Annotated in this window: 19 protein-coding genes; 12 read left to right on the top strand and 7 right to left on the bottom strand. The window is 61.9% G+C overall.

Going from position 1 to position 22,296, the window contains the following annotated elements; all coding sequences use genetic code 11:
• Window positions 1–255 precede the first annotated feature (255 nt).
• The 5 genes from AC5ZGW_RS07655 (at window position 256) to AC5ZGW_RS07635 (ending at window position 5,309) form a co-directional block, all read left to right on the top strand.
• A complete protein-coding gene (locus tag AC5ZGW_RS07655) occupies window positions 256–1,488 on the top strand; it encodes a branched-chain amino acid ABC transporter substrate-binding protein (protein ID WP_130226445.1) in 1,233 nt (410 codons plus the stop codon).
• A 131-nt stretch (window positions 1,489–1,619) separates the two neighbouring features.
• Window positions 1,620–2,567 (top strand): branched-chain amino acid ABC transporter permease, encoded by a 948-nt coding sequence (locus AC5ZGW_RS07650; protein ID WP_130226444.1) that lies wholly within the window; start codon window positions 1,620–1,622, stop codon window positions 2,565–2,567.
• Window positions 2,564–3,868: a branched-chain amino acid ABC transporter permease gene (locus AC5ZGW_RS07645; protein ID WP_130226443.1), complete on the top strand. Its 1,305-nt coding sequence runs from the start codon at window positions 2,564–2,566 to the stop codon at window positions 3,866–3,868. Before AC5ZGW_RS07650 ends, AC5ZGW_RS07645 begins: the two co-directional genes overlap by 4 nt.
• Entirely contained in the window at window positions 3,865–4,614 is a 750-nt protein-coding gene (locus tag AC5ZGW_RS07640) for an ABC transporter ATP-binding protein (protein ID WP_028168096.1), read from the top strand. Before AC5ZGW_RS07645 ends, AC5ZGW_RS07640 begins: the two co-directional genes overlap by 4 nt.
• Complete coding sequence (locus tag AC5ZGW_RS07635) at window positions 4,614–5,309, top strand: ABC transporter ATP-binding protein (protein ID WP_028168095.1); 696 nt, start codon at window positions 4,614–4,616, stop codon at window positions 5,307–5,309. The genes AC5ZGW_RS07640 and AC5ZGW_RS07635 overlap by 1 nt, the downstream gene beginning before the upstream one ends.
• A 14-nt stretch (window positions 5,310–5,323) precedes the next feature.
• On the opposite strand, the gene AC5ZGW_RS07630 is transcribed toward AC5ZGW_RS07635, so the two are convergent.
• On the bottom strand, window positions 5,324–5,656 hold the full coding sequence (locus AC5ZGW_RS07630; protein WP_130226442.1) for an SMR family transporter: 333 nt from the start codon (window positions 5,654–5,656) through the stop codon (window positions 5,324–5,326).
• 250 nt (window positions 5,657–5,906) lie between these two features.
• Between AC5ZGW_RS07630 and AC5ZGW_RS07625 the strand changes: the two genes are divergently transcribed.
• Both AC5ZGW_RS07625 and AC5ZGW_RS07620 read left to right on the top strand, forming a co-directional pair.
• Window positions 5,907–6,095, top strand: a complete 189-nt coding sequence (locus tag AC5ZGW_RS07625) for a hypothetical protein (RefSeq protein WP_028168093.1) — start codon at window positions 5,907–5,909, stop codon at window positions 6,093–6,095.
• A 53-nt stretch (window positions 6,096–6,148) separates the two neighbouring features.
• The gene (locus tag AC5ZGW_RS07620; protein ID WP_035692188.1) at window positions 6,149–6,811 is read left to right on the top strand and encodes a hypothetical protein; all 663 of its coding nucleotides are present in this window, start codon (window positions 6,149–6,151) and stop codon (window positions 6,809–6,811) included.
• 26 nt (window positions 6,812–6,837) lie between these two features.
• Here AC5ZGW_RS07620 and AC5ZGW_RS07615 read toward each other — a convergent pair whose 3' ends face one another.
• The 4 genes from AC5ZGW_RS07615 to AC5ZGW_RS07600 all read right to left on the bottom strand — a co-directional run bounded on the left by AC5ZGW_RS07615 (window position 6,838) and on the right by AC5ZGW_RS07600 (window position 11,353).
• On the bottom strand, window positions 6,838–7,230 hold the full coding sequence (locus AC5ZGW_RS07615; RefSeq protein WP_349645087.1) for a hypothetical protein: 393 nt from the start codon (window positions 7,228–7,230) through the stop codon (window positions 6,838–6,840).
• A gap of 52 nt (window positions 7,231–7,282) precedes the next feature.
• Window positions 7,283–7,543, bottom strand: coding sequence for a GlsB/YeaQ/YmgE family stress response membrane protein (locus AC5ZGW_RS07610; RefSeq protein ID WP_028168090.1), 261 nt, complete (start codon window positions 7,541–7,543; stop codon window positions 7,283–7,285).
• A gap of 164 nt (window positions 7,544–7,707) precedes the next feature.
• Window positions 7,708–10,056: a TonB-dependent receptor gene (locus tag AC5ZGW_RS07605; protein ID WP_130226441.1), complete on the bottom strand. Its 2,349-nt coding sequence runs from the start codon at window positions 10,054–10,056 to the stop codon at window positions 7,708–7,710.
• A 310-nt stretch (window positions 10,057–10,366) separates the two neighbouring features.
• Window positions 10,367–11,353 (bottom strand): MBL fold metallo-hydrolase, encoded by a 987-nt coding sequence (locus tag AC5ZGW_RS07600; RefSeq protein WP_130226440.1) that lies wholly within the window; start codon window positions 11,351–11,353, stop codon window positions 10,367–10,369.
• Window positions 11,354–11,873: 520 nt separating this feature from the next.
• Between AC5ZGW_RS07600 and AC5ZGW_RS07595 the strand changes: the two genes are divergently transcribed.
• From AC5ZGW_RS07595 to AC5ZGW_RS07585, 3 genes are all read left to right on the top strand, one after another.
• Entirely contained in the window at window positions 11,874–13,469 is a 1,596-nt protein-coding gene (locus AC5ZGW_RS07595; RefSeq protein ID WP_130226439.1) for a hypothetical protein, read from the top strand.
• 232 nt (window positions 13,470–13,701) lie between these two features.
• Window positions 13,702–14,097, top strand: coding sequence for a tetratricopeptide repeat protein (locus AC5ZGW_RS07590; protein ID WP_165435258.1), 396 nt, complete (start codon window positions 13,702–13,704; stop codon window positions 14,095–14,097).
• Window positions 14,098–14,179: 82 nt separating this feature from the next.
• On the top strand, window positions 14,180–14,596 hold the full coding sequence (locus tag AC5ZGW_RS07585; protein ID WP_130226437.1) for an ester cyclase: 417 nt from the start codon (window positions 14,180–14,182) through the stop codon (window positions 14,594–14,596).
• Between the two features lie 206 nt (window positions 14,597–14,802).
• Here the strand turns inward: AC5ZGW_RS07585 and AC5ZGW_RS07580 are convergent, their stop codons facing one another.
• Together AC5ZGW_RS07580 and AC5ZGW_RS07575 are read right to left on the bottom strand one after the other, a co-directional pair.
• Window positions 14,803–15,762, bottom strand: a complete 960-nt coding sequence (locus tag AC5ZGW_RS07580) for an amidohydrolase family protein (RefSeq protein WP_130226436.1) — start codon at window positions 15,760–15,762, stop codon at window positions 14,803–14,805.
• Between the two features lie 253 nt (window positions 15,763–16,015).
• Window positions 16,016–16,846, bottom strand: a complete 831-nt coding sequence (locus tag AC5ZGW_RS07575; RefSeq protein ID WP_245474756.1) for a tetratricopeptide repeat protein — start codon at window positions 16,844–16,846, stop codon at window positions 16,016–16,018.
• Between the two features lie 223 nt (window positions 16,847–17,069).
• Here AC5ZGW_RS07575 and AC5ZGW_RS07570 point away from each other — a divergent pair, with 223 nt between their 5' ends.
• Window positions 17,070–20,597, top strand: coding sequence for an autotransporter outer membrane beta-barrel domain-containing protein (locus AC5ZGW_RS07570; RefSeq protein ID WP_496113893.1), 3,528 nt, complete (start codon window positions 17,070–17,072; stop codon window positions 20,595–20,597).
• 348 nt (window positions 20,598–20,945) lie between these two features.
• Window positions 20,946–22,169 carry an extensin-like domain-containing protein gene (locus AC5ZGW_RS07565; RefSeq protein WP_463327849.1) on the top strand — a complete coding sequence of 408 codons (1,224 nt, stop codon included), beginning with the start codon at window positions 20,946–20,948 and terminating at the stop codon, window positions 22,167–22,169.
• The last annotated feature ends 127 nt before the right edge of the window (window positions 22,170–22,296 follow it).

The raw sequence follows: 22,296 nt of genomic DNA, 5'->3' as shown, positions 1-22,296 counted from the left end.
ACGCGCCTGAACCGCTGCCGCTGACGTCATCCACTCGGGATGGGCGGCGCTCGCACCTCGCGATTGCGAGGTCACGGCACGCGAACTACCGATAGAGCTACGCCATTTAGATCCCTCGCGAGCCATTCTGCCCGCGGTAGTGGAATCCGCCCGACGTCGGGCTTGTCAACGCAGGATCATTCTGCTCAGTATGACCGAAATTGTGCTGCGCAACAGGCGCTAGCGCTAGAGTAGACGCAAGCGAGGAAACAAAAAATGCTCAAAATAACGAGGGTCATTGCCCTGGCCCTGCCGATGCTCGGTGGTGCCGCCTACGCGCAGGAGACCGTCAAGATCGGCTACATCGATCCTCTCTCCGGAGGCGGCGCCAGTGTCGGCGAAGGCGGGTTGAAGACGTTCCAATATCTGGCCGATGAGCTGAACGCCAAGGGCGGTATTCTCGGCCACAAGGTCGAGATCATACCGCTCGACAACAAGACCAATCCGCAGGAAAGCCTCATCCAGGCCCAGAAGGCCATCGATGCAGGCGCCCACTACATCACCCAGGGCAACGGCTCCTCGGTCGGCGCGGCGCTGGCGGACTTCGTGACCAAGCACAACACGCGCAACCCCGGCAAGGAAGTGCTCTACTTCAACTATGCCGCGGTCGATCCGAGCATGACCAACGAGAAGTGCAGCTTCTGGCACTTCCGCTGGGATGCCAACTCGGACGTCAAGATGGAAGCGCTGACCAACTACATGAAGGGCAATGCGGCCATCAAGAAAGTCTACCTGATCAACCAGGACTATTCGTTCGGCCAGTCGGTACGGACCCAGGCCCGCAAGATGCTGGGAGAGAAGCGGCCCGACATCCAGGTCGTCGGCGACGAGCTGCACCCGCTGCTCAAGGTCACCGACTTCTCGCCCTACATCGCCAAGATCAAGGCCTCGGGCGCCGATAGCGTGGTGACCGGCAATTGGGGACAGGATTTCGCGCTGCTGCTCAAGGCGGCCGCCGATGCCGGGCTCAAGGTCAACTGGTACACCTATTATGCCGGCGGCGCCGGTGGCCCGACTGCGATCAAGCAGACCGGTCTCGATCATCAGGTGTTCCAGATCAGCGAGGGCATCCCGAACTCGGACAACCCGGCGGCGATGGAATTCGAGAAGGCGTTCCGCGCCAAGGTCGGCCTGTCGCTCTGGTATCCGCGCGCGGTGAACGAGATGCGCATGTTCAAGGCCGCCGCCGAGAAAGCCAACTCGATCGATCCGGTGAAGGTCGCCGCCGCGCTTGAGGACCTGAAGTTCGAGGTTCTCGATGGCGGCAGCGGCGTGATGCGCAAGGACGACCATCAGTTCTTCCAGCCGATCTACATCTCCTCATTCGGCACCCGCAGCGAGAAGGAGCCGTTCGACGAGGAGAACACCGGCTGGGGCTGGCGGCTGGCGGCAAAGATCGACACGCCACAGACCATGCTGCCGACCACCTGCAAGATGACGCGGCCGTGATAGGCGCATCCGTCCCGTTCCGATATCGGAGCGGGACGGACGTTTGCGCCGCCGGCTGTTTGCCGGAGTGAATGGGGGCCTTCGAGTCTCTGCCCAGCGATCACGCTGGGACAGATGCTAATGGATGAACCGTGCTTGAGCTGATCGTGATTTCCACGCTCAATGGCGTCCTGTTCGGGATGCTGTTGTTCCTGTTGTCCAGCGGCCTGACCGTGATCTTCAGCATGATGGGCGTGCTCAATTTCGCCCACGCCAGTTTCTACATGCTGGGCGCGTTCTTCGGCTATCAGCTCACGAAGTGGATCGGGTTCTGGCCTGCGTTGGTGCTGGCGCCGTTACTGGTGGGTGCGGTCGGCATGGCAGTCGAGCGTTACGGACTGCGCAACACCCACAAGCACGGACATGTCGCCGAATTGCTTTTGACGTTCGGGCTCGCCTTCGCCATCGAGGAAATCGTCTCGATGATCTGGGGCAAGAGCCCGGTGGACTATCGGGTGCCGGCGGCGCTCGACTTTCCGGCCTTCACGATTTTCTCCACCAACTATCCCGCCTACAAGATTTTCATGCTGGCGATTTCGGTGCTGATCTTCGTCGCGCTGTTGATCGCGCTCAAGCGCACCCGGGTCGGCCTCATCGTGCAGGCGGCGCTGACGCATCCCCACATGGTCGGGCATCTCGGCCATAATGTCGGGCGCATTTTCATGCTTGTATTTGGCGTCGGCAGCGCGCTTGCCGGTCTTGCCGGCGTCATCGCCGGTCCGGCGCTGGTGACGCAATCCGACATGGCCGCTCTTCTTGGCCCCATCCTGTTCGTCGTGATCGTATTCGGCGGGCTCGGTTCGCTACCGGGCGCATTCATCGCCTCGCTCTTCATCGGGCTGGTGCAGACCTTTGCGGTTGCGCTGAACGGCTCGCTCGCCAGCGCGTTCGGGCCGCTGGATCCAAGCATCGGGCCTTCGGTCCTCACCGATATCTGGAATGTCACCATCGCCCAGATCGCGCCGGTTCTGCCCTATGTGCTGCTGGTGGTCATCCTGATCGTCCGTCCCATGGGCCTGCTCGGGACGCGCGAAACATGACCAGCACCGTGACCTCCGCGTCTGATATCACTCCGAAGCCATCCAGCCAAAACCTGCGCTTCTACGGCCTGTGGGTGATCGCCGCGATCGCACTCGTCGTATTGCCGTTGATCTTCTCCTCCGGCGGTTCGCTCACCTCGTTCAGCCTGATCGGCATCGCGATCATCTTCGCGCTGTCCTACAACATCCTCCTTGGCGAGACCGGGCTGTTGTCGTTCGGCCATGCGGTTCATTACGGCCTCGGCGGCTTTGCTGCCGTCCATGCCATGAATGCGGTCACCGCGCATGGATGGCCGATCCCGCTGCCCCTGATTCCGCTGGTCGGCGGCCTCGGCGGATTCGCCTTCGCGCTCCTGATCGGCTGGGTGATGACCCGCCGCGCCGGCACGGTGTTCGCGATGATCTCGCTCGGCATCGGCGAACTGGTCGCATCCTCGTCGCTGATCCTGCGCAGCGTCTTCGGGGGCGAATCCGGGATCAGCACTGATCGCACGGCGCTGCCGCATATCTTCGGCTGGACCTTCGGGCCGCAAATCCAGGTCTATTATCTGATCGCGTTCTGGGTGCTAGTGTCGGCGGTGGCGATGTACGCGCTGACCCGCACGCCGCTCGGGCGGATCTGCAACGCGGTCCGCGATAATCCCGGGCGGGTCGAGTTCATCGGCTACGATCCTCACGTCGTCCGCTATCTCGCCTATTGCTTCGCTGGCTTCTTCGCCGGCATCGCCGGTGGTCTCGCCGCGATCAATTTCGAGATCGCGAACTCCGCCTATCTCGGCGCGGTGCAGTCCGGCATGGTGCTGTTCGCGACCTTCATCGGCGGCGCTTCCTATTTCTTCGGTCCGATCCTGGGCGCGATCCTCGTCACCTATCTGCAACTCGGGCTGACCAGCCTGACCAGCGTGTGGCAGCTCTATTTCGGCATCATCTTCATCGGCATCGTGATGTTCGCGCCGGGCGGCATCGCCGGCCTCCTGATGATGCACCGGCCGCTGATCCGCGCGGGGACGCTCGGCATGGTGATCCCGTCCTATCTGGTCGCGGCGCTGCCGACGCTGGCACTGGCCTGCGGCGTGATCCTGTCGATCGAGACCGTGGCGCGTTACACGGTCACCGGCGGCGAAGGCAACATCGTCAAGCTGCTCGGCATTCCCTTCAACACCACTGCGCCTGCGACCTGGGGCATAGCGGCCGTCCTCGTCGTCGGCGGCTTCATCGTCGCCCGCATCACCTGGCGGCGCATCGCCGAGGCCTGGGACCGTGCCGCCAGCATCGCCCGTGACCGGGGGTATCTCGCGTGACGCCAGCCATCGAAGTTCGTGCCGTCGAAAAGCACTTCGGCAATGTGAGCATCATCAAGGACCTCAATCTGAGCGTCGCGCAGGGGGAGCGCCACGCCATCATCGGTCCGAACGGCGCCGGCAAGTCCACGACATTCAACCTGATCAGCGGCTATCTCAGCCCGAGTTCGGGTGAGATCCGGCTGAATGGCAATGTGATTTCAGGATTGCGGCCGTTCGAGATCAATCGGCGCGGCCTGTCGCGTTCGTTCCAGGTGACCAACGTGTTCGCCCGCATGACGGTGTGGGAGAATGTCCGCTGCGCCGTGCTCTGGGCCACGGGCCATCGTTACGCATTCTGGAAGAATGTGGACGACCTGCCGGAGGTGCGGCGACGCACCGCCGAAATCCTGGAGGACATTCACTTAAGCCACCGCCGCGACGTCCCGGCGGGACTTCTCACCTACGCCGAACAGCGCGAACTCGAGATCGGCATCACCATCGCGGGCGGCGCCAATGTCATCATGCTGGACGAGCCGACCGCGGGCATGAGCCACGCGGAAACCGAACGCGCCGTCGCCTTGATCCGCCGCCTCACCGAGGGGCGTACGCTCGTGATCGTCGAGCACGACATGAGCGTGGTGTTCGGCCTTGCCGACCGCATCTCGGTCCTGGTCTACGGCCATATCATCGCCTCCGGCACGCCCGAGGAGATCCGGGCCAACCCGAAGGTCAAGGAAGCCTATCTCGGCGAAGAGGCGCATTGATGCTCGAGGTCAGGGATCTGCACGCCTATTACGGCAAGAGCCACATCCTGCAGGGTGTCGATCTCGACATCGCAGCCGGGGAGGTGGTGAGCCTGCTTGGCCGCAACGGCGTCGGCCGTTCCACCACCGTCAAGGCGATCATGGGCGAGGTGGCGCCGCAGGGGACCATCCGTTTCAAGGGCCAGGACATTGCCGGGCTGCCGAGCCACAAGATCGCGCGCTTAGGCCTCGGCTATGTGCCGGAACATCGCGACATCTTCCCCGGGCTGACAGTCCGCCAGAATCTGCTGCTCGGCATCAAGAACACGCGTCGACCCGGTAAATGGCGATTGCAGGACATGCTCGACATGTTCCCCAACCTCGCGGCGCGCGCCGATACGCCCGCCGGTGTGCTGTCCGGCGGCGAGAAGCAGATGCTGACGACCTGCCGGACGCTGATGGGAGACCCAGAGCTCATCATGATCGATGAGCCGACCGAAGGACTGGCCCCGCTGATCGTGCAGCAGGTCGGTGACCTGATCGCGCATATCGCAAAGGCGGGCGTTGCCATCCTGCTGGTCGAGCAGAAGCTGTCCATCGCGCTCAGGATTTCGCACCGGGTCTACATCATGGGCCATGGCCGGATCGTGTTCGAAGGCACGCCGGACGAGCTCAGGGCCAACGAAGCCGTCCGCAAGGAATGGCTTGAGGTGTAGTAGCTCCCGGCCGGTCAGTGGACGGATGTCTTCGACAGAAGGTTCAGAACCAGGACGCCGGCCACGATCAGGCCCATCCCGACAAAACCCGCAAAATCGGGGCGCTGTCCATAGATCGCCCACGCAATGAGCGCGACCAATACGATACCGCCGCCCGCCCAAACAGCGTAGGCGATGCCGAGCGGTATGCGATCAAGGGTCTTGGCGAGTAACACGAAGGCGAGAGCGTAGCCAATTACCACCAATAGAGAAGGGCCCAGTCTGGTGAATCCCGCGGAGGCGTTCATCGCGCTCGTTGCGACAACCTCGACGACAATAGCGAGCGCGAGGACCGCGTAGGGGGGCATTCCAAACCTCCATTCATCTGGAGGCACCCATGATCAGAAATCCCTCCAATCGTCACGTTCACTGTTGCGTGAGTGTCGCTACCGCGCCTTGCCCGCGCAAGGATGGCGTGACGGGTGTGTCATATGTGCCGCACTGTGAAGCTATTCCTCAAACCGGTCCGATCTGCCGCACTGCCGTCGCATTCCGTCGTGCATGGTCGGGAGGAGCGCAGGTTACCGCCTGGTTCGTTCTAAGTTGGGGAGAAGTACCGTGAAGAAGATTATGATTGCAGTGGGCGCGACCTTCGCCCTGGTGACCGCCGCCAGCGCGGCCGACCTTCCGCGCCGTGAGCCCGTGCCCGCCTATCCGGCGGCTCCGATCGGCAAGATGCCGATTGGCAAGACCCCGGTCGGGAAGACCCCCGTCGGCAAGACGCCTATCGTCGCGCCGCGCTACTGATTCGGCTCTCGTTGAATCCTGAGCTTTATCGTCGACGGTTAAGGGGGCAAAGCGTGGTAAACAGCCTGACGAGATCAGGACGATGCTTACTTGCGGGATTAGCTCTCGCTGTTTTGCTCCCAACCACGATCCAATCGGCTTCTGCTCAGGAGGAGGCCTACAAGCGCACCGCCAACGCGAATGCGCTTGTTTCCAATGACGCGGTCACAGAATCGCAACCGGCGCCGCGGTCGACACGTAAGTCGGCGTCGAGATCCGAAAAGGGTCCATACTACGTTGATTTCAGAGCCCGAACGGCGGCGAGCTGGGGGCACGCTTTCGTCTGGTATGGAAAGACGAGCGAGCGGGCGGTCGAGGTTGCGGGCCTGACCCCTGCGGGAGAGACCTTTGCCTATGTCCTCGGTCATTTGACCTTGGTGCCAGCAGAGACCGGGGCAAGCTATGGCGATCTTGATCCGGACTATCTGACCGCGAATTACCGGGTTTACCTGAATGAGGCGGACGCACAACGCGTGTTCGCATACATCAAGAAATTGCAGGCCAATTCACCGGTCTGGAACGCTGAAACATTCAATTGCACCGGGTTTATCGGTGAAATCGCCAGTTTCATGGGATTGAAAGTTCCTCACCGCTGGCAGCGTCCTGAGGAGTACGTCAACAATCTCAAGGCGATGAATGGCGGGCGCCAGATCGTCCGTCTGGCGCCAGAAGAATAGCGCGCGCTCGCCGTTGGCCTCAGCTTTCAGGCGGATCGGTTTTTGATGGCTCCGACGACGGCCGTGAGGATCGCACCACCTGCGCCGCCACCGACTAGCTGGGCAATGACTGACCCAATGTCGAAATTCCCGCTCTGGATCGATGTGGCGATCGCCGGCCATACGAGCGTGATGATCTGACCCAGAACACCGCCGCCGACGAGGCCGGCGATCGTGTTGCCCAGCGTGCCCAAATCGAAGTTCGGGGACGCCTTTCCCACCGCGTTTCCGCCGATCGCACCCGCGACCAGATTGATAAGAATCTGCTCCACGAAATCCTCCCCTTGAGTGCCGCGTAGAACGATTTTGAGTTGTTCAGATGCAGAGCCAGAGCGCTTTCGAGCGAAGTGGATGCCGTTCGCGTGAAGGAAACGCGTCAAAAGACGAATCGAGAGTCCGGTTCTGATTCAACCAGAACCGAAGTCCTGGCGTCTAAACGGTGCGGCCCCTGATTGCCCGCCACAGGAAGATGATAATGCAGGCGCCGATGAATCCGGCGATCAGATAGCCGATCCATCCGCCGAGCGCGATGCCAAACAGGCCGAGCAGCCAGTTTGCCAACGCGGCGCCAACGATACCAAGGATGATGTTCATCAGAATGCCGGTGCCGGACTTCATGAACATCTCGGCGAACCAACCGGCCAAGCCACCAATTATGATTGCTGCAATCCAGCCAATCTCTGCTTCGGGCATCTGGATACTCCCCGTGATTGTGGGCCGATATTATCACAACGCCCCGCCGATTCGCTGGTACAAACGGTGTGCGTTGCACAGGAGTCATGCGCATTCCTGCCGACCGCTATGCGGCGCGGCCGGCCGGGATTAAGGCTGTGAACACGATGCGACCGGCAGCGAAGCTAAAACCTCGCCCGCGCCAGCACGCGGAACGTGCGACCCTGGCCCGGCGAGATGTTGTTGTTGCCGTCGGCGGTCGCCCAGTAGCCCGTGTTGAAGATGTTCTCGACATTGAGCTGGGCGCTCCACGTCTCGTCGATCTTGGCGAACAGGCCCGCATCAAAACGCCAGAAGCCCGGCAGCCGCACGGTATCGTCAGACGAGGCAAATGAATCCGAGAAGTAGATGATGCCGAGAGAAGCCGCCCATCGCTGATCGATCTGATACTTGATCCACCAGGCGAACTGATTGAAGGGCACGAGCTGCACGCGATTGCCGGGCACGATCGTTGGCGAGGTCGCGCTGGTGACGCGCGCGTCGGTATAGGCGTAGCCGAAAACTGTTTGCCAATCGGGCGTTATGTAACCCGTGACCGCAGTCTCGAACCCGCGGATCTGGTTGGCGCCGTTGGCGAAGAAGAAGCCGGGGTTGTTGGGATCGGCAATCGGCACATTCGTACGATTGAGTTCATACAGGGCCGCCGTGAACAGCAGCTTGGGCTGGATGTTCCATTTGACCCCGACCTCGGTGTTCTCGAATTTCTGCGGCTGCAAGATTAGCGTCCCAGGGCTCAGCGCGCTGAACTGATCTCCGGACGCGGGCAAGAAAGAGGTGCTGTAGGCGGTGTAGACGGAAAGGTTGTCGATTGGCTTCACGATAACTGCAACGCGCGGAGAGACCTTCTCATCGACCCTGCTGCGGTTGATGTTGGTATTGAAATCGAACGCCGACAGGTCAAAGCTGTCGTAGCGGGCACCGAGGAAGAATTGCAGCCAGCGGGTGGCCTCGATCTGGTCCTGCACATAGCCTGAGGCGATATTCAGCCGGTATTTGCTGTTGGCGTCGCTCGGAAGATGGGTGAACAGCACCGGTCCGAAATAGGTCGGGTTGAACGGATTGACGACATCGAAAGCCCTGTTCCCGTTGTTGGGGAAGATGCCGGAGTCGCGCCTGGACAGGCCGGTCTCTCGACCGAATTCGGTGCCGAACGCGACGGTATGAAAGACCGGCCCCGTCGCCGTCTTGTAGATGAAGTCGGTTTGGTTGAAGACGTTCTCGCGGGGGGTGTCGTTCTGGTACGCGTTGAGCGACACCTGCGTAAGATCCGGCGTCACCGCGCCGCCGCCTGGACCGCCGCCGGTGCCACCGGGATAGACGTTGCGATAGCCACGGTTGTAGTCGGCGTAGAGCGTGGAGTTCTTTGCCGTCAGTCCGTTGCCGAAATCATGCTCGATCACGGCAATGCCGGTCTGCACGTCGACCCTTGCCTGGTTGTAGATTGGGCTGCCGTAGAACGTCGTCAAATCGCCATTGGGCGCGAACGGTACCGTCGGGTTGAAGCGCGTGGCGCCGCCTGGAATACCGAGCGACGGGTTACCGCGATCCGCAAGGCGCTCATCGTGGTAGTATTCGTAGCTCAGCTTGATCTTGGTGTCGTCGGTCGGCTTCAGCGTCACGGTCGGATTGAAACCATATCGCTCGAAGTGACCGTAGTCGCGGAACGTATCGCTGTTCTCGTAGAAGGTGTTCAGCCGTACGGCGACGTTCTCGTTCACGGCCTGTCCCGCGTCGAGTGACACGCGCCTGTCGTTGTAGGAGCCGGTCTGCGCCGCCGCCTGGTAAATTCTCGTGCCATCCGCCTCCTTCAGCGTCCGGTTCACGAGACCGCCGCCGGCGCCGCGTCCGAAGGTCAGTGCGCTCGGCCCTTTCAGCACCTCGACGCTCTGGGCGTTGTAGAGGTCGCGGAAATACTGCACATCGTCGCGGAAGCCATTGACATAAAAGTTCGCGCTGGAGTCCACACCGCGAATGACAAGCTCGTCGCGGTTGCCCTCGCCCTGGTGGATGGCCACGCCGGGAACGTAGCGCGTCACATCGGTCAGGGTCTGAAATCCTTGGTCCTGGATGAACTCCTTGGTCACGACGCTGACGGACTGCGGGATGTCGATCAAAGGCGTGTTCGTCTTCGTGGCGACCGACGTGCTGTTGGCATAGACGCCGACCGTGCCGGTGCGAGCGTCCTGGCTCGGGCCGAAACTGGCCGCCGGGGGCGGGCTCGCGGCCGGCGCGGTTTCGTTCCGGCGTGCAGCTTGGGGCCGCCGCGTCCGTCCTGCGCTCGTGGAACTGCGCGCGGCCGGCGACGCAGGACGTCGCCGCGTCTCTGGCGGGTCGACTGTAACTGCAGGCAGAGAGGATGCTCCCCCTTGGCTCGGTGCTGTCTGTGCCTGTGCGTCCGCTGCGCCGATGGACAGATAGAACGCGACATAGCTGGCCGAGGCGAATAGCCGAAGCCTCGCCTGCGATACTCTCATCATGTTTCTCTACGCCCCAATAATCTTGTTGGCCGCGAGCTTCATGGCGCGCGGCGACCAACACTTAAACACGAGGCGAACGGTGCAATTCCACCTCCGAAATTTTGAATCGTTCGAAGTTGCTTTGGCGAGGAGTGCGAAAAGAAATAAGAACTATTCTAAGATAACAACCGAGCGCTGCGCGTCACAGTTTGTGCGCCTGAAATCGCCTTCTGGTCCAAACCATCCGCATCGAGGAGGCGCCGAGCTTGAGCTCGTTGCACCTCAAAGCGAGCCGAGCGTGCTAGCAACGCTCCTGCGCTGAGGGGTATCAGACGCCCTCGTAGACCAGCCGGGTGAACAGGGCCGGCGTGATCAGGAACTGGCCCCATTTCGCGTCGAACTGCTCGGTTGGCTTGGCTGCGATAGTCTCATCGAGCGCGCGGCCCGAATGCTTGAGCGTTGCGACCTTCTCTCTGATGGCGACGAGCATGTCACGATAGGCGATCAGCTCGTCCTTGTTGCTCACGGCGCTGGCACGGTTGGGCAGGTTGTGGCCGGCGATGACGATGGTGTTGCTTCCGGCGGCGGCTATGTTCTGCTCGGCCGCCTTGATCATCCCGTCGATATTGCCGCCGGTCGAATAGTCGATGAACGGATAGATGCCGTTCCAATAGGTGTCCCCACAATGCAGGATGTCAGCCTCGGCGAAGCTGACCGAGATGTCGCTGTCCGTATGCGCCGGGCCATAGTGCTTCAGATTGAGCGTGGAGCGGTTGATGCTGATGCGCTTTTCCGAAGAGAACACCTCGGTCGGCACCGCGGCCAAGGGCGGAGAAGGAAACGTGTAGTCCCAATCCTCCACTCTCTGAGTGGACAGCAGATGTTTGTGTGTGTTCTCGTGAGCCAGGATGGCGGCCCCTTCCTCGTTGAGCCACTGATTGCCGTCGGTGTGGTCGAAGTGCCAGTGGGTGTTGATCAGGTGCTTGATCGGATCGCGGCTTAGGCTGTTGACAGCCTCCAGGATGCGCGGTCGCGTCGCGGTAATGCCGGCATCGACGAACAGCTTGCCGTCCTCGCCGGTGAGAACGGCGATATTGCCGCCGGAGCCTTCGATGACCGTCACATTGCCGCGCAGCTTGTGGACCTCGATGGGCATCGTCGCGGCTGCGTCACGGATCGTATCGACGATGTTGCGCGCCTCCGCGAAGGCTTCGGCGGGCCTCAACCAACCACGACTGGTGGCGAAGCCGGCGGCGACGGCACAGCATACGCAGAAGCCGCGCCGTGAGAGGATCTGCGAGGTGAGCGGGGACATGCTAACTCCTTCGGTTGAACTCGATGGATGTCTTGAAGCTCATCTTCGTCGCCCGATCGTGAGCCACTCGCAGGCGACGGTCGTGCTACAGGCCCAGCTCGCTCAGACCGGCAGCCAGGATCATCAAGCTTACTCCGAAAGTGAACGCTGCGATTTTCTGAATGCACGACATCAGAGACTGTGCTCGTTAGACGCGCCCGCCCGCTTCGCCTTTTGAGCCCCAATGGACGTTTCGGCTATCAGTTCGGTCGAATAGGCCGCGCCCGGCACGACATGCAACCTCTTTTGGCTGGGCGCGAGATCGTGTACCCTCCTTTCCTAGAGCTGCCTTTCGAGACGGGATTTGCCGACGTCTCCGTTAGAGCCGAATGGGCAGCGAAAGATGCTGTCGGCAAGCATCGCACGCTCCTAAAACCGACAATCCTTTTATGCCGGTCTCTCACTGAGCATTTGCACTGCGCACGACCGCGCGGCGGTGATTGCGCTGAAACTGCCATTTCGACCCAAAGGAGAGAGCGCCATGAGACCGAATTTGGGAACGTTCGTCACAGCGCTGTTGGCAAGCACCTTCGCCACCGCGGCCTGGGCGCAAGGACTTGGCCGCGTGCACTTCGAGACCTCGTGTACGCCGCAGGCGCAAGAGAAATTCGATCGCGGCCTGGCGATGGTGCATTCATTCTTTTATCCGGACAGCATCCAGGTTTTCACCGAAGCGGCGACCGCCGATACGCAATGTGCCATTGCGTACTGGGGCATCGCCATAAGCAGCCGTCCCAACCCATTGATCCTGCCGCTCACCGCCGCCGCTTTGAAGAATGGATGGGAGGCGGTGGAGAAGGGCAAGGCGATCGGTGCCAAGACCGAGCGCGAGCGCGACTGGCTCAACGCGATCGAGGTTTACTACAAGGACTTTGACAAAGTCGATCAAACCAAGCGCGGGCTTGCCTACGAAAAGGCGATGGAAGCGCTGATGCAGAAATATCCGGATGATCCGGAGGCGGCCGTTTTTTATGCGCTCGCCCTCAACGAGACGGCCCTGCACAGCGACAAGACCTTTGCCAATCAGCTCAAGGCCGGCACGATCCTCGAAAAGGTCGAGGCGAAGCTGCCGGAGCATCCGGGCGTGCTGCACTACCTGATCCACACCTACGATTATCCGACGCTTGCGCAGCGCGGTCTTGATGCCGCCAACAGATATGCCGAGGTCGCCCCCGCGTCTCAGCATGCCCAGCACATGCCTTCGCACACCTATTCCATGCTCGGGATGTGGACGCAATCGGTCGCATCGAACACGAAATCGCTCGCGCTCGCCGAAGCGCAAGCCGCCAAGCTCTGGCCTGGGGCGGCACATCCAGGTCAGCCGCACCATCTGGATTTCATGGAGTACGCCCTGCTGCAGATGGGACAGGAGGGACCAGCGAAGCAGCTACGCGACGAGAGTAATGCGATAAAGAAGCTCGGGTTTGACTATCTCGCCAGCTATACCGCTCTTGCGGCGGTGCCGGCGCGCTTTGCGTTGGAACGTCAGGCATGGACGGAAGCGGCAGTGCTCGAGCCGAGAGGCAGCCAATTTCCACAGGCCGAGGCCATCACCTATTTTGCCCGCGCCATGGGATCGGCCCGCAGCGGCGACCTCGCCGCAGCCGAGCGCGATGTCGCCAAACTTAAGGAGCTTCACGCTGCGTTGGACAACGCAAGCCAGTCTTATTGGGCGAACCAAGTCGAAATCCAGATGTTGGCGGCGTCGGCCTGGATTGCGCAATCCAAGGGGGAGAGGGAGACGTCGGTGAAGCTGATGCGAACGGCGGCGGACCTGGAGGATGACAGCGAGAAGCACATCGCGATGGAGAACCGACTGTATCCGATGCGGGAATTGTTGGGCGACCTGCTGCTTCAACAGCAGCAACCGGGAGCAGCGCTGACGGAGTACGAGACGTCGCTGGTGTCGGCGCCCAATCGGCTGCGCGGCTTGTACGGTGCAGCCACCGCGGCGAAGGCCATAAATCAGCCGGAGAAAGCCGCGCGGTATTACCGCAAGCTTGCCGAGATGACGAAAGACGCGGACACGGATCGGCTGGAGATCAGCGAGGCCAAGGCATCGTTGATGCAGCAGTGAATGGGACGGTTGCCGCGCACAGATGTGCGGCAACCGGCTAACCGGCATGATGACCATGATGCGATCAATCCTAATCGCCGCCGTGATGGGCGTGATGACCGCAGTGGCGGCGGCGTACATCCTGACCGCATCCGGTCGCCACGATCAGGTCGCGGCCGTCCGCGGAGACGCGGTCCGTTCCGACGCGGCGATTGCAGTCGACGCCTGGCCGATCTGCTCGACGATGGGATCGATGGTGGAGACCGCGGATTGGGCGGTGCTCGATCCGGATTTCGCGGCGGGGAAACGAGCGATCGTCGCGGGCGAATGGGATGAAGCAATCAAGGCGCTTACATCCGCTGCGCTCCGTGATGACCGCAATGCCGACATTCAGAACTACCTTGGTTACGCCTATCGGCGCCTGCGGCAGTTCGATCCGGCAATCCGGCATTATCAGCAGGCTCTAGCGTTAAATCCCCGGCACCGCAGCGCACATGAACATTTGGGCGAAGCCTACTTGACCCAAGGCGATCCTGCCAAAGCCAATGAGCATCTCGCTGCTCTCGAACGGATCTGCCTGATACAATGCAACGAATATGATGACTTGAAGCGCATCATTGCAACCTACGACAAGGTCGCGAAACGCTGATCAACCTCGATTTGCTTGCGGCCAGCAACATGGCCGAAGTGCCAAACAAGAGACATCCATCCAAGCACACAGGGGAAGCAGCATGGCGTCCATCACGGCAATTGCCAAGGATTTCTTTGCCGCTTGCGAAACTGGAAGGGGTTGGGAGATCTGCAAGATCTACTGTGCTCCAGATGCGACTTTCGCCGCTCAGGCCGAACCGCTTGCCGGTATCAAGACTCTTGCGGAATATACTGACTGGATGAAGGGGGTAATGACCACTTTGCCGGACGGCAGCTATCAGGTGAAATCCTTCGCCACCGACACCGAACGGAACAACGTCGCAGCCTATGCCGTCTTTTCGGGCACCCATACCGGTCCCGGTGGTCCATGTGAGCCGACCGGCAAAAAGACGAATTCGGACTACGTCTACGTGATGGAATTTACTGGCGACAAGATCAGCCATATGACGAAGATATGGCATTCAGGCATGGCGCTGAAGGAACTGGGCTGGGTTTGAGCGCCCCGTTCGTGTGATCGCGCCGCTGCACTGAGCACGCAACAGGTCTGGTTCGGCTCAGCAGGCTTCCCGGATTAGCCGGTCAAAAATTTCGCCGCGGCGCTGGGGCGCAGGAAGAAGCGGCCGCGCGAGGGGGCGGCGAGCGACATGATCGCGCGGTCTGTCATCTCCGGCCTGCCGCGCATGCTTCGCAGGCTCGCTTCGCGCTAACGTTGTCGCTCCACCCGCGCCCTTAAGGCTGGATACAATCGTCCGGCATTGCCGAAACAAAGACTCTGCAAATCATCTGCGTCGAACTGTGGATATCCGGCTATGTCATCGAGCGCCGGCGCAAACCGCGGCATCAGAGGAAAATCAAGGCCAATTAACAATTGAGAGACCGGAACGAGCTTTAGAATCGCTGATAATTGAGCCTCGGACGTAGCGCCCGTTAAGTCATAATAGAATGAGGCAAGACCGTCGTTCACATCCTGTGGGGAAAGTTCAAGCAGTCCGGGTCCCACTCCAAACGTGTGTTCAAGTACCTGAATCCTTGATGCGAGAAATGGAATTGTGCCGCCGCCGTGTGTCGCAATGATTTTGACGTCTGAGAAGCGTTTCTTGGTGCCGGTAACGACCAAGTTCGTGACCATGCGCGTGGTATCAAACACAAATTCAAGCACGCTAGGGTTCAAGCCATTCAGCACCGGCTGTGACGCCTTCGTGAACGTGGGGTGAGCAAACAGGGTTGCGCCCCGCCGATCCAACTCTGCGAACCAAGGATCAAATAGCCGGTCGCCGAGATACACGTCATTGATGCTCGTTGACGTCGCGACACCGTCCATTTTCAGTGCATCTAGCGCATACTCAATCTCGGCCAACGCTGCTTCAGCATCCAAGCCGGGTATGGTGGCGAGCGCTCCGAATCTGCTTGGATGTCGCGAGACAATGTCTGCCAAGGTTTCGTTTATTCGTCTCGAGATATCACGCCCATCTTTGCCCGTTGCGTAGTTGGCCGCATCCGGGACTGAGAGAATGCAAGCGGCTATGCCGTGTTCCTGCATAAAAGATAGCGCGCGTTCGACCGACCACTGAGGCATCTTTTCTGGCGAGCCGACGGGTAATTTTTTGCCAATGGGCAGAATGGGATGCGAATGAACGTCGATGATGTTTCGTAAGCTGCTCACCGAAAACCTGCCTCATCGCTGATTGCGGCTATCTGGACGAGATATCGCCCCAACGCTGCCGTCACATCGTAAAGCGTCTCGGCATATCTGCAGTTGTCGCCGAGCTCCCGATTTTATTGCTTTTTGCACAAATGCTGTTGCTGAAGTATTTCATTTGCTCGGACCAATCGTTTCATCGGTCATACGCCGCAAGCAAGCGATGGTGCGATTGGTGAGTTTCTGACGCGCAGAACCGGATTTGTCCGTACAGGCGCTAGCCGGTCAAGAATTTCGCCGCGGCGCTGGGGCGCAGGAAGAAGCGGCCGTGCGAGGAAGCGGCGAGCGACATGATCGCCCGACCGGTCATGTCCGGCCTGCCGCGTGCGGCTTCGCGCAGGCTTGTCTCGCCGGCGGCGCGCTCACCCATCTCCATCAGGCAGATGCCTAGATTGGCGCGCGTTGGCGCATCATCCGGGCGCAGCGCGAGGGCGCGGTGGAAGACATCGACGGCCGCGGCGTAGTCACCGTCCAGCACCATCACGCGCGCGAGTTCGGCCAGCACGTCGGGGCGCGCAGGCGCGGCAGCTGCCGACTGCTGCAGCAACGCGCGCGCCTCGGCACGCTTGTTGCGGCCGATGTAAAGGGTTGCCAAACGAAGTTGCAGCTCGACGATTCCAGGCGCGAGCGCAAGACCCTGTTCGAGCGCGGCGATCGCCTCGTCGATCTTTCCGCCCGATGCGAGCTGGCCGGCATATTCAAGGAAAGCCGGCGGGAAGGCAGGCCGTCGCGTGATCGCTTTGCGCAGGAGAGCAAGCGCGTCGTCGCGCCGGCCGGTGGCCGCAAACGCCGCCGCAAGCAGGGTCTCGGATGCGGGGTCGTCGCCGCGACGCGAGGCCTTCTGCAGCGGAGTGATCGCCTCATCGAAGCGGTTCTGCAGCATCAGCGCGCGGCCAAGCAGCGCCGCGGCCGCCACGTTGCCGCGGTTCGCCTTGAACACCGCTGCCGCCAATCTCGCGGCCTCGTCGGGCCGCTGCATCTGCAGCGCCAACGCGGCGCGCTGCAACGTCTGGTCGGCGACGCCGGGTCGTTCAGGCTTTGAAGACAAGTCAGATCTTCGCTCGTTGTAATTATATCACAAGTGTCACGCATGTCTTACACGCAAATGCGTTGTTATCAAACTGTTACATGCAGACTCCAGATTGCCGCGCACCGCAGGTTTCAGGGGACTGGTGGTGAAAGTTGAATTGTTGAGCCATGCGAGCAAGCTCGCATTGGTTGTTGCTGCGTCGTCTATCGCGTTTGGTTCTGCCTTAGCTGCAAGCTTCAGTGTGCCACCGGACGATCCGGCGACCGCGAAGACGGTCTCGAATACCGATACCGGTTTTGTCGCGGATGGAAGCACGCTCTCGGTCATCGGGACGGCGATCACATGGACCACCGGGCTTGCTTCGCCCGGCGTGGTCATCACCAACGACGGCACGATTTCCGCGACGTCGCGCGGCATCGATACCTCCAACAGCGCGATCAGTGGCAACTTCACGCTGATCAACAACAAGGATGCGCTGTTCACATCGTCCAACGATGCGTTCCGGATCCAGAGCGGTCTCACCAGCGGAACGGTCAAGGTCGACAATTTCGGGACCATCCAGTCGACGAACAACGGTCGTGTGTTCGACTTCAACTCGGTCACCTCGAACGCGGCGGTGTTCTCGATCACGAACGAAGCCGGCGGCACGCTCAAGGCGCTCGGCAATGACGTGATGCGGATCGGTGCGGGCACCACCACCATCACCAATTCCGGATTGATCGACGGCTCCGCCCGCGCGATTCGCGCGAATACCAACCTCGACAACGTCGCCTCGCTCGCGATCGTCAACAATGCCGGTGCGATCATCCAGTCGGTTGACGATGCCATCCAGATCAACGGCTCCGGCAGCACCAATTCGAGCACGAGGGCATCGTTCTCGATCGACAACGCCGGCACCATCAAGTCGGCGACCGGCCAGGCGCTCGACTTCGACAACCTGACCTCGAGCGCTGCGACGGTCACCATCACCAACCGTGCCAGCGGCCTTATCACTTCCGATAATGCCGACGCGATGCGGCCGGGCCAGAACTTCACGGTCTATAATTACGGCCAGATCGTCGCCAATTCGGCGCCAGAGCCGACGGACCGTCCCGGCGCCGACGGCATCGACCTGCAGCTCGGGCATAGCGGCACCGTCTACAACTACGCGGGCGGCCTGATCTCGGGCGCCAAGAGTGGCACCGCTGGCGACGTCGGCAGTAACATCACAGTCTACAACGAGGCCGGAGCCACCATCATCGGCCGCGACGGCTCGGGCGTCGGGTCCGGCGGCAATGCTGTCGTGACCAACTACGGTACCATCACGGGCGCGATCGATACCACGTCGGCGCGCGGCGACGGCGACGGCATCGATGTCGACTTCGCGCTCACGTTGACGAACTACGGCACCATCCAGGGCACGGGCGCGAAAGGCGCGGATGATGGCCTCCGCTTCAACAACAGCGAAGGTCTTGCGATCGGCGGCGGCACGATTCGCAACTATGGCGCCATTTCGGGGGCCGCTGCGGGTATCGTCGTCAACAATGATTCCAATCCCGATGGTTCGCGCAGCGGATCGTCCGCGCTTGATCTGGTCAACTATGCCGGCGGCATAGTTGTCGGCAACAACAGCTATGCAATCCGTTCCGAGAACAAGACCGGTACCGCCGCCGACAAGGACACCATCGTCAACTACGGCACCATCATCGGCAATGGCACGATCCCGAACCCGAACGGAACGACGCTGCTGCAGAACGGCAATCCCGATCCCGGTTCGGTCGGCACGCTCAATGGCGTGACCTATACCGGCACCGGCTCGACCCGCTTCATTCGCGGCGACGGCGCGGCGATCCAGACCGGCGAGGGCGATGACGTTCTCTCCAACTACGGCGTGATCATCGGCAATTCCAGCCGTGCCATCAGCATGGAAGGCGGCAACGACACGCTCAATCTGTACGGCGGCTCGAGCATCGTCGGCCGGATCGACGGCGGCGTTGGCACCAACACCATCAACCTGTTCGGCCCGGGCTCGGGCACGCTGTCGAACGTCATCAACTTCCAGGCGTTGAACGTGCAGGGCGGCAGGTGGACCATCACCGACGCACAGACCTATCAGAACGGCACCGGCGTGTTCGCCGGCGCCACCTTGCTCGTGAACGGCGCGCTGGCCAGCGACGTGACGGTCAATAATGGCGGTACGCTCGGCGGCATCGGCAGTGTCGGCAACACTGCGGTCAGCGGCGGTGTCCTCGCCCCCGGGACCACGACGTCAGGCACGCTCACGGTGCAGGGCAATCTCAGCTTCACGGCGGCCTCGACCTATCTGGTGCAGGTCGACGGCACAGGCGCCAGTCGAACCAACGTCACCGGCACCGCAACGCCGGGCGGCGCGGCTGTGAACGTGTCCTTGCTCGGTGCGTCCCTGCAGAAGCACTACACCATCCTGAACGCGAGCGGCGGCGTCAGCGGCACCTTTGCTTCATCAGTCGCGACGAACCTGCCTTCGGTCAGCGGCGGCCTGAACTATGACGCCAACAACGTCTATCTGGACCTTGCGCTCAACTTTGCGCCCAACTCCGGCCTCAACATCAATCAGGCCAGGCTGGCGAACGTGCTGACCGGCTTCTTCAACGCCGGCGGCAGCATCCCCGTCGCTTTCGGCGGCCTGACGCCGGCTGGGTTGACGCAGGCCTCAGGCGAGACGTCGACCGGCTCGCAGCAGACCACCTTCAACGCGATGAACATGTTCATGGGGATCATGACAGATCCCACCATCGCCGGACGTGGCGACAAGGTATCTCCATCGCCCGGCGCTGCGCAGTTCGCCGATGATGATTCCGAGAGCGCCAACGCCTATGCGTCGGCGCGGAAGCCGCGATCGCGCGCCGAACGCGATGCCTATACCGCCGTGTATCGGAAGGCGCCGCCGCCGGTGCAGGCCTTGCAACGCTGGAGTGTCTGGGCGTCCGGCTTCGGCGGCTCGCAGACGACCGACGGCAACGCCGCGCTTGGATCGAACAACACGTCCAGCCGCATCTACGGCGCGGCTGTCGGCGCCGACTACCGGATCGCGCCGAACACGCTTGTAGGCTTCACGCTCGCCGGCGGTGGCACCAATTTCTCGGTCGCCAATTCGCTCGGCAGCGGTCGCTCCGACCTGTTTCAGGCTGGCGTCTTCGCGCGCCACGATGTCGGTGCGGCCTATGTCCTGGGCGCGCTCGCCTATGGCTGGCAGGACATCACGACCGATCGCACCGTGATCGGCGCCGGCCTCCATCGATTGCACGCTGAGTTCAACGCCAATGCCTATTCGGGCCGCATCGAGGGCGGCTATCGGCTGCTGACGCCGTGGATCGGAGCGGTCACGCCCTATGCCGCCGCACAGTTCACGACGTTCGATCTGCCGGCCTATGCGGAGCAGGTCGTGGCCGGCATGGGCGCGTTCGCGTTGGCCTACGGCGCCAAGACCGTCACGGCGCCGCGCAGCGAATTGGGCGTGCGAACCGACAAGTCCTTCGCGATACCGGATGCGGTCCTCACCTTGCGTGGCCGCCTTGCCTGGGCGCATGATTTCAACACCGATCGCAATGTCGCAGCGACCTTCCAGACGCTGCCCGGCGCGTCCTTTGTCGTAGGCGGCGCGGCGCTGGCGCATGATGCCGCGCTCACCACCGCGTCTGCCGAATTGAACTGGATGAACGGCTGGTCGGCAGCCGCGACCTTCGAGGGCGAGTTCTCCGACGTTACGCGCTCCTACGCCGGCAAGGGCGTCGTGCGTTATAGCTGGTAGCAATCAAGCTGGCGCCCGGCGGGAGAGCCGCCGGGCGCAAGTCCAATCCAGGTTTCCAGGGAAAGCCTACAGCAGGCCAAGCACGATCGCGCCGACAAAGGCGAGCGCAACATAGGCGGCGACGACACTCAGCCGGCTGACGAGAAGACTCATAGCCATCGAGAACGCTCCCAGCGTTTGCGCCTGCCCGCATAGAACGCAGAAATTTACCAAACCGTTCCCGGCCGAAAAAGCCAGCGATGCTGTCCGTCCTGCCTGAGGCGTCTCGGGCCGGCGGCCGTATGGTTAAAGATGTGTAAAAACAACGCGTTGAAGAGTCCTTAAATAAATTCGCCGAATCTGCCGCGCATGACGCGTGGAGTTCGTTTGTATCTCGTCGGCTCCGTCGTCCTTGTTTCGCTGGTAGGTTGCGGTCGCGGTTTCTTCCAGGCCGAGCGCGAACCCTGGCGGGCCGAGGCCGAAGTCGCTTGCCTGAAATCCGGAGCGGTGAAGGAAGGGCCGGACCTCGTGCGCATCGACCCGATCTCGGGTCCCGGCGCGTGCGGTGCGCAATTCCCGCTTAAGGTCGCTGCGCTCGGTGAGGGCAGCCAGAGCTTTGGCTTTGCCGACGATCTGCGTCCGCCGGCCGATATTGGCTCGAGCCGGAGCCAGCCGCGCTGGCCGATCGCGCCGCAACCGGCCCCGCGGCCGCAGCAGGCGCCTTATTATTCAAACTCGACGCCAAGCCAGCCGAGCTACGGCGCGCCGTCGAACGGGCCGATCTCGCTGAGCGCTCCCGGCGTCGCGCCGCAGCAGGACGACATCGATTTGCCGGCGGAGGGCTCCCCGGAGCCGCCGGGCGGTCCGGCCTATGGCACACCGCAAGGCTATCCGCCGCGCGATCGCGCTTCCGCACCTTATTCCCCCGGGCCTTATTCGCCGTCGCAAGGCGCCGCCGCGCCGTTGCCGCGGCTCGGGCCGGAGCGCGGCAATCCCGTCACTGCGGTCGGCCCGGTCACGCTGAAGCCGACCGCGACGCTCGCCTGTCCGATCGTCTCCGCGCTCGACCGCTGGCTTGCCGATTCCGTGCAGCCCGCGGCGACGCGCTGGTTCGGCGCGCGCGTGGTCGAGATCAAGCAGATTTCCGCCTATTCCTGCCGCGGCATGAACGGCAATCCGAGTGCGCATATTTCCGAGCACGCCTTCGGCAATGCGCTCGACATCGCCGGCTTCACGCTCGCCGACGGCCGCCGCATCTCGGTGAAGGATGGCTGGCGCGGCCTGCCGGAAGAGCAGGGATTCCTGCGCGACGTCCAGGGCGGGGCCTGCCAGCAGTTCAACACCGTGCTGGCGCCGGGCTCCAACCGCTTCCACTACGATCACATTCACGTTGACCTGATGCGCCGCGCCAGCCGCCGCGTCATCTGCGAGCCCGCCGCCGTCTCCGGCGAGCAGATCGCCGCGCGCGCCAATTCGCGCAACCCCTATGCCTCGCGCGACCCCAATGTCACGGGCTCGCTCGGCGGCAAGAAGTCCTCCTGGTTCAGCCGCAAGGCCAAGGTCAACGAAGAAGATGAATTCACCGACGAATAGCCTTTGCTCGCTTGTGTGAGGGTAGCGCGCTGAGGCAGTGCAGGGATCGCCGAGATCCGATGCTGCGCACATCCTTTGGTTGTTTACCGGGCGTCCGGCTCCCGCCTGGGTGATCTACGCAGGATAG

The organism is Bradyrhizobium sp. Crot121 (assembly GCF_059512385.1).
Note: the sequence above shows the minus strand (reverse complement) of the source record. Positions and strands in the feature narration are given on the sequence as shown.

What these genes read in the sequence shown, in the direction of transcription:
- AC5ZGW_RS07655 (WP_130226445.1), top strand. Translation starts at nt 256, where the DNA reads ATGCTCAAAATAACGAGGGTCATTGCCCTGGCCCTGCCGATGCTCGGT.
- AC5ZGW_RS07645 (WP_130226443.1), top strand. Translation starts at nt 2,564, where the DNA reads ATGACCAGCACCGTGACCTCCGCGTCTGATATCACTCCGAAGCCATCC.
- AC5ZGW_RS07635 (WP_028168095.1), top strand. Translation starts at nt 4,614, where the DNA reads ATGCTCGAGGTCAGGGATCTGCACGCCTATTACGGCAAGAGCCACATC.
- AC5ZGW_RS07630 (WP_130226442.1), bottom strand. Translation starts at nt 5,656, where the DNA reads ATGCCCCCCTACGCGGTCCTCGCGCTCGCTATTGTCGTCGAGGTTGTC.
- AC5ZGW_RS07610 (WP_028168090.1), bottom strand. Translation starts at nt 7,543, where the DNA reads ATGCCCGAAGCAGAGATTGGCTGGATTGCAGCAATCATAATTGGTGGC.
- AC5ZGW_RS07605 (WP_130226441.1), bottom strand. Translation starts at nt 10,056, where the DNA reads ATGAGAGTATCGCAGGCGAGGCTTCGGCTATTCGCCTCGGCCAGCTAT.
- AC5ZGW_RS07600 (WP_130226440.1), bottom strand. Translation starts at nt 11,353, where the DNA reads ATGTCCCCGCTCACCTCGCAGATCCTCTCACGGCGCGGCTTCTGCGTA.
- AC5ZGW_RS07595 (WP_130226439.1), top strand. Translation starts at nt 11,874, where the DNA reads ATGAGACCGAATTTGGGAACGTTCGTCACAGCGCTGTTGGCAAGCACC.
- AC5ZGW_RS07590 (WP_165435258.1), top strand. Translation starts at nt 13,702, where the DNA reads ATGGTGGAGACCGCGGATTGGGCGGTGCTCGATCCGGATTTCGCGGCG.
- AC5ZGW_RS07585 (WP_130226437.1), top strand. Translation starts at nt 14,180, where the DNA reads ATGGCGTCCATCACGGCAATTGCCAAGGATTTCTTTGCCGCTTGCGAA.
- AC5ZGW_RS07565 (WP_463327849.1), top strand. Translation starts at nt 20,946, where the DNA reads ATGACGCGTGGAGTTCGTTTGTATCTCGTCGGCTCCGTCGTCCTTGTT.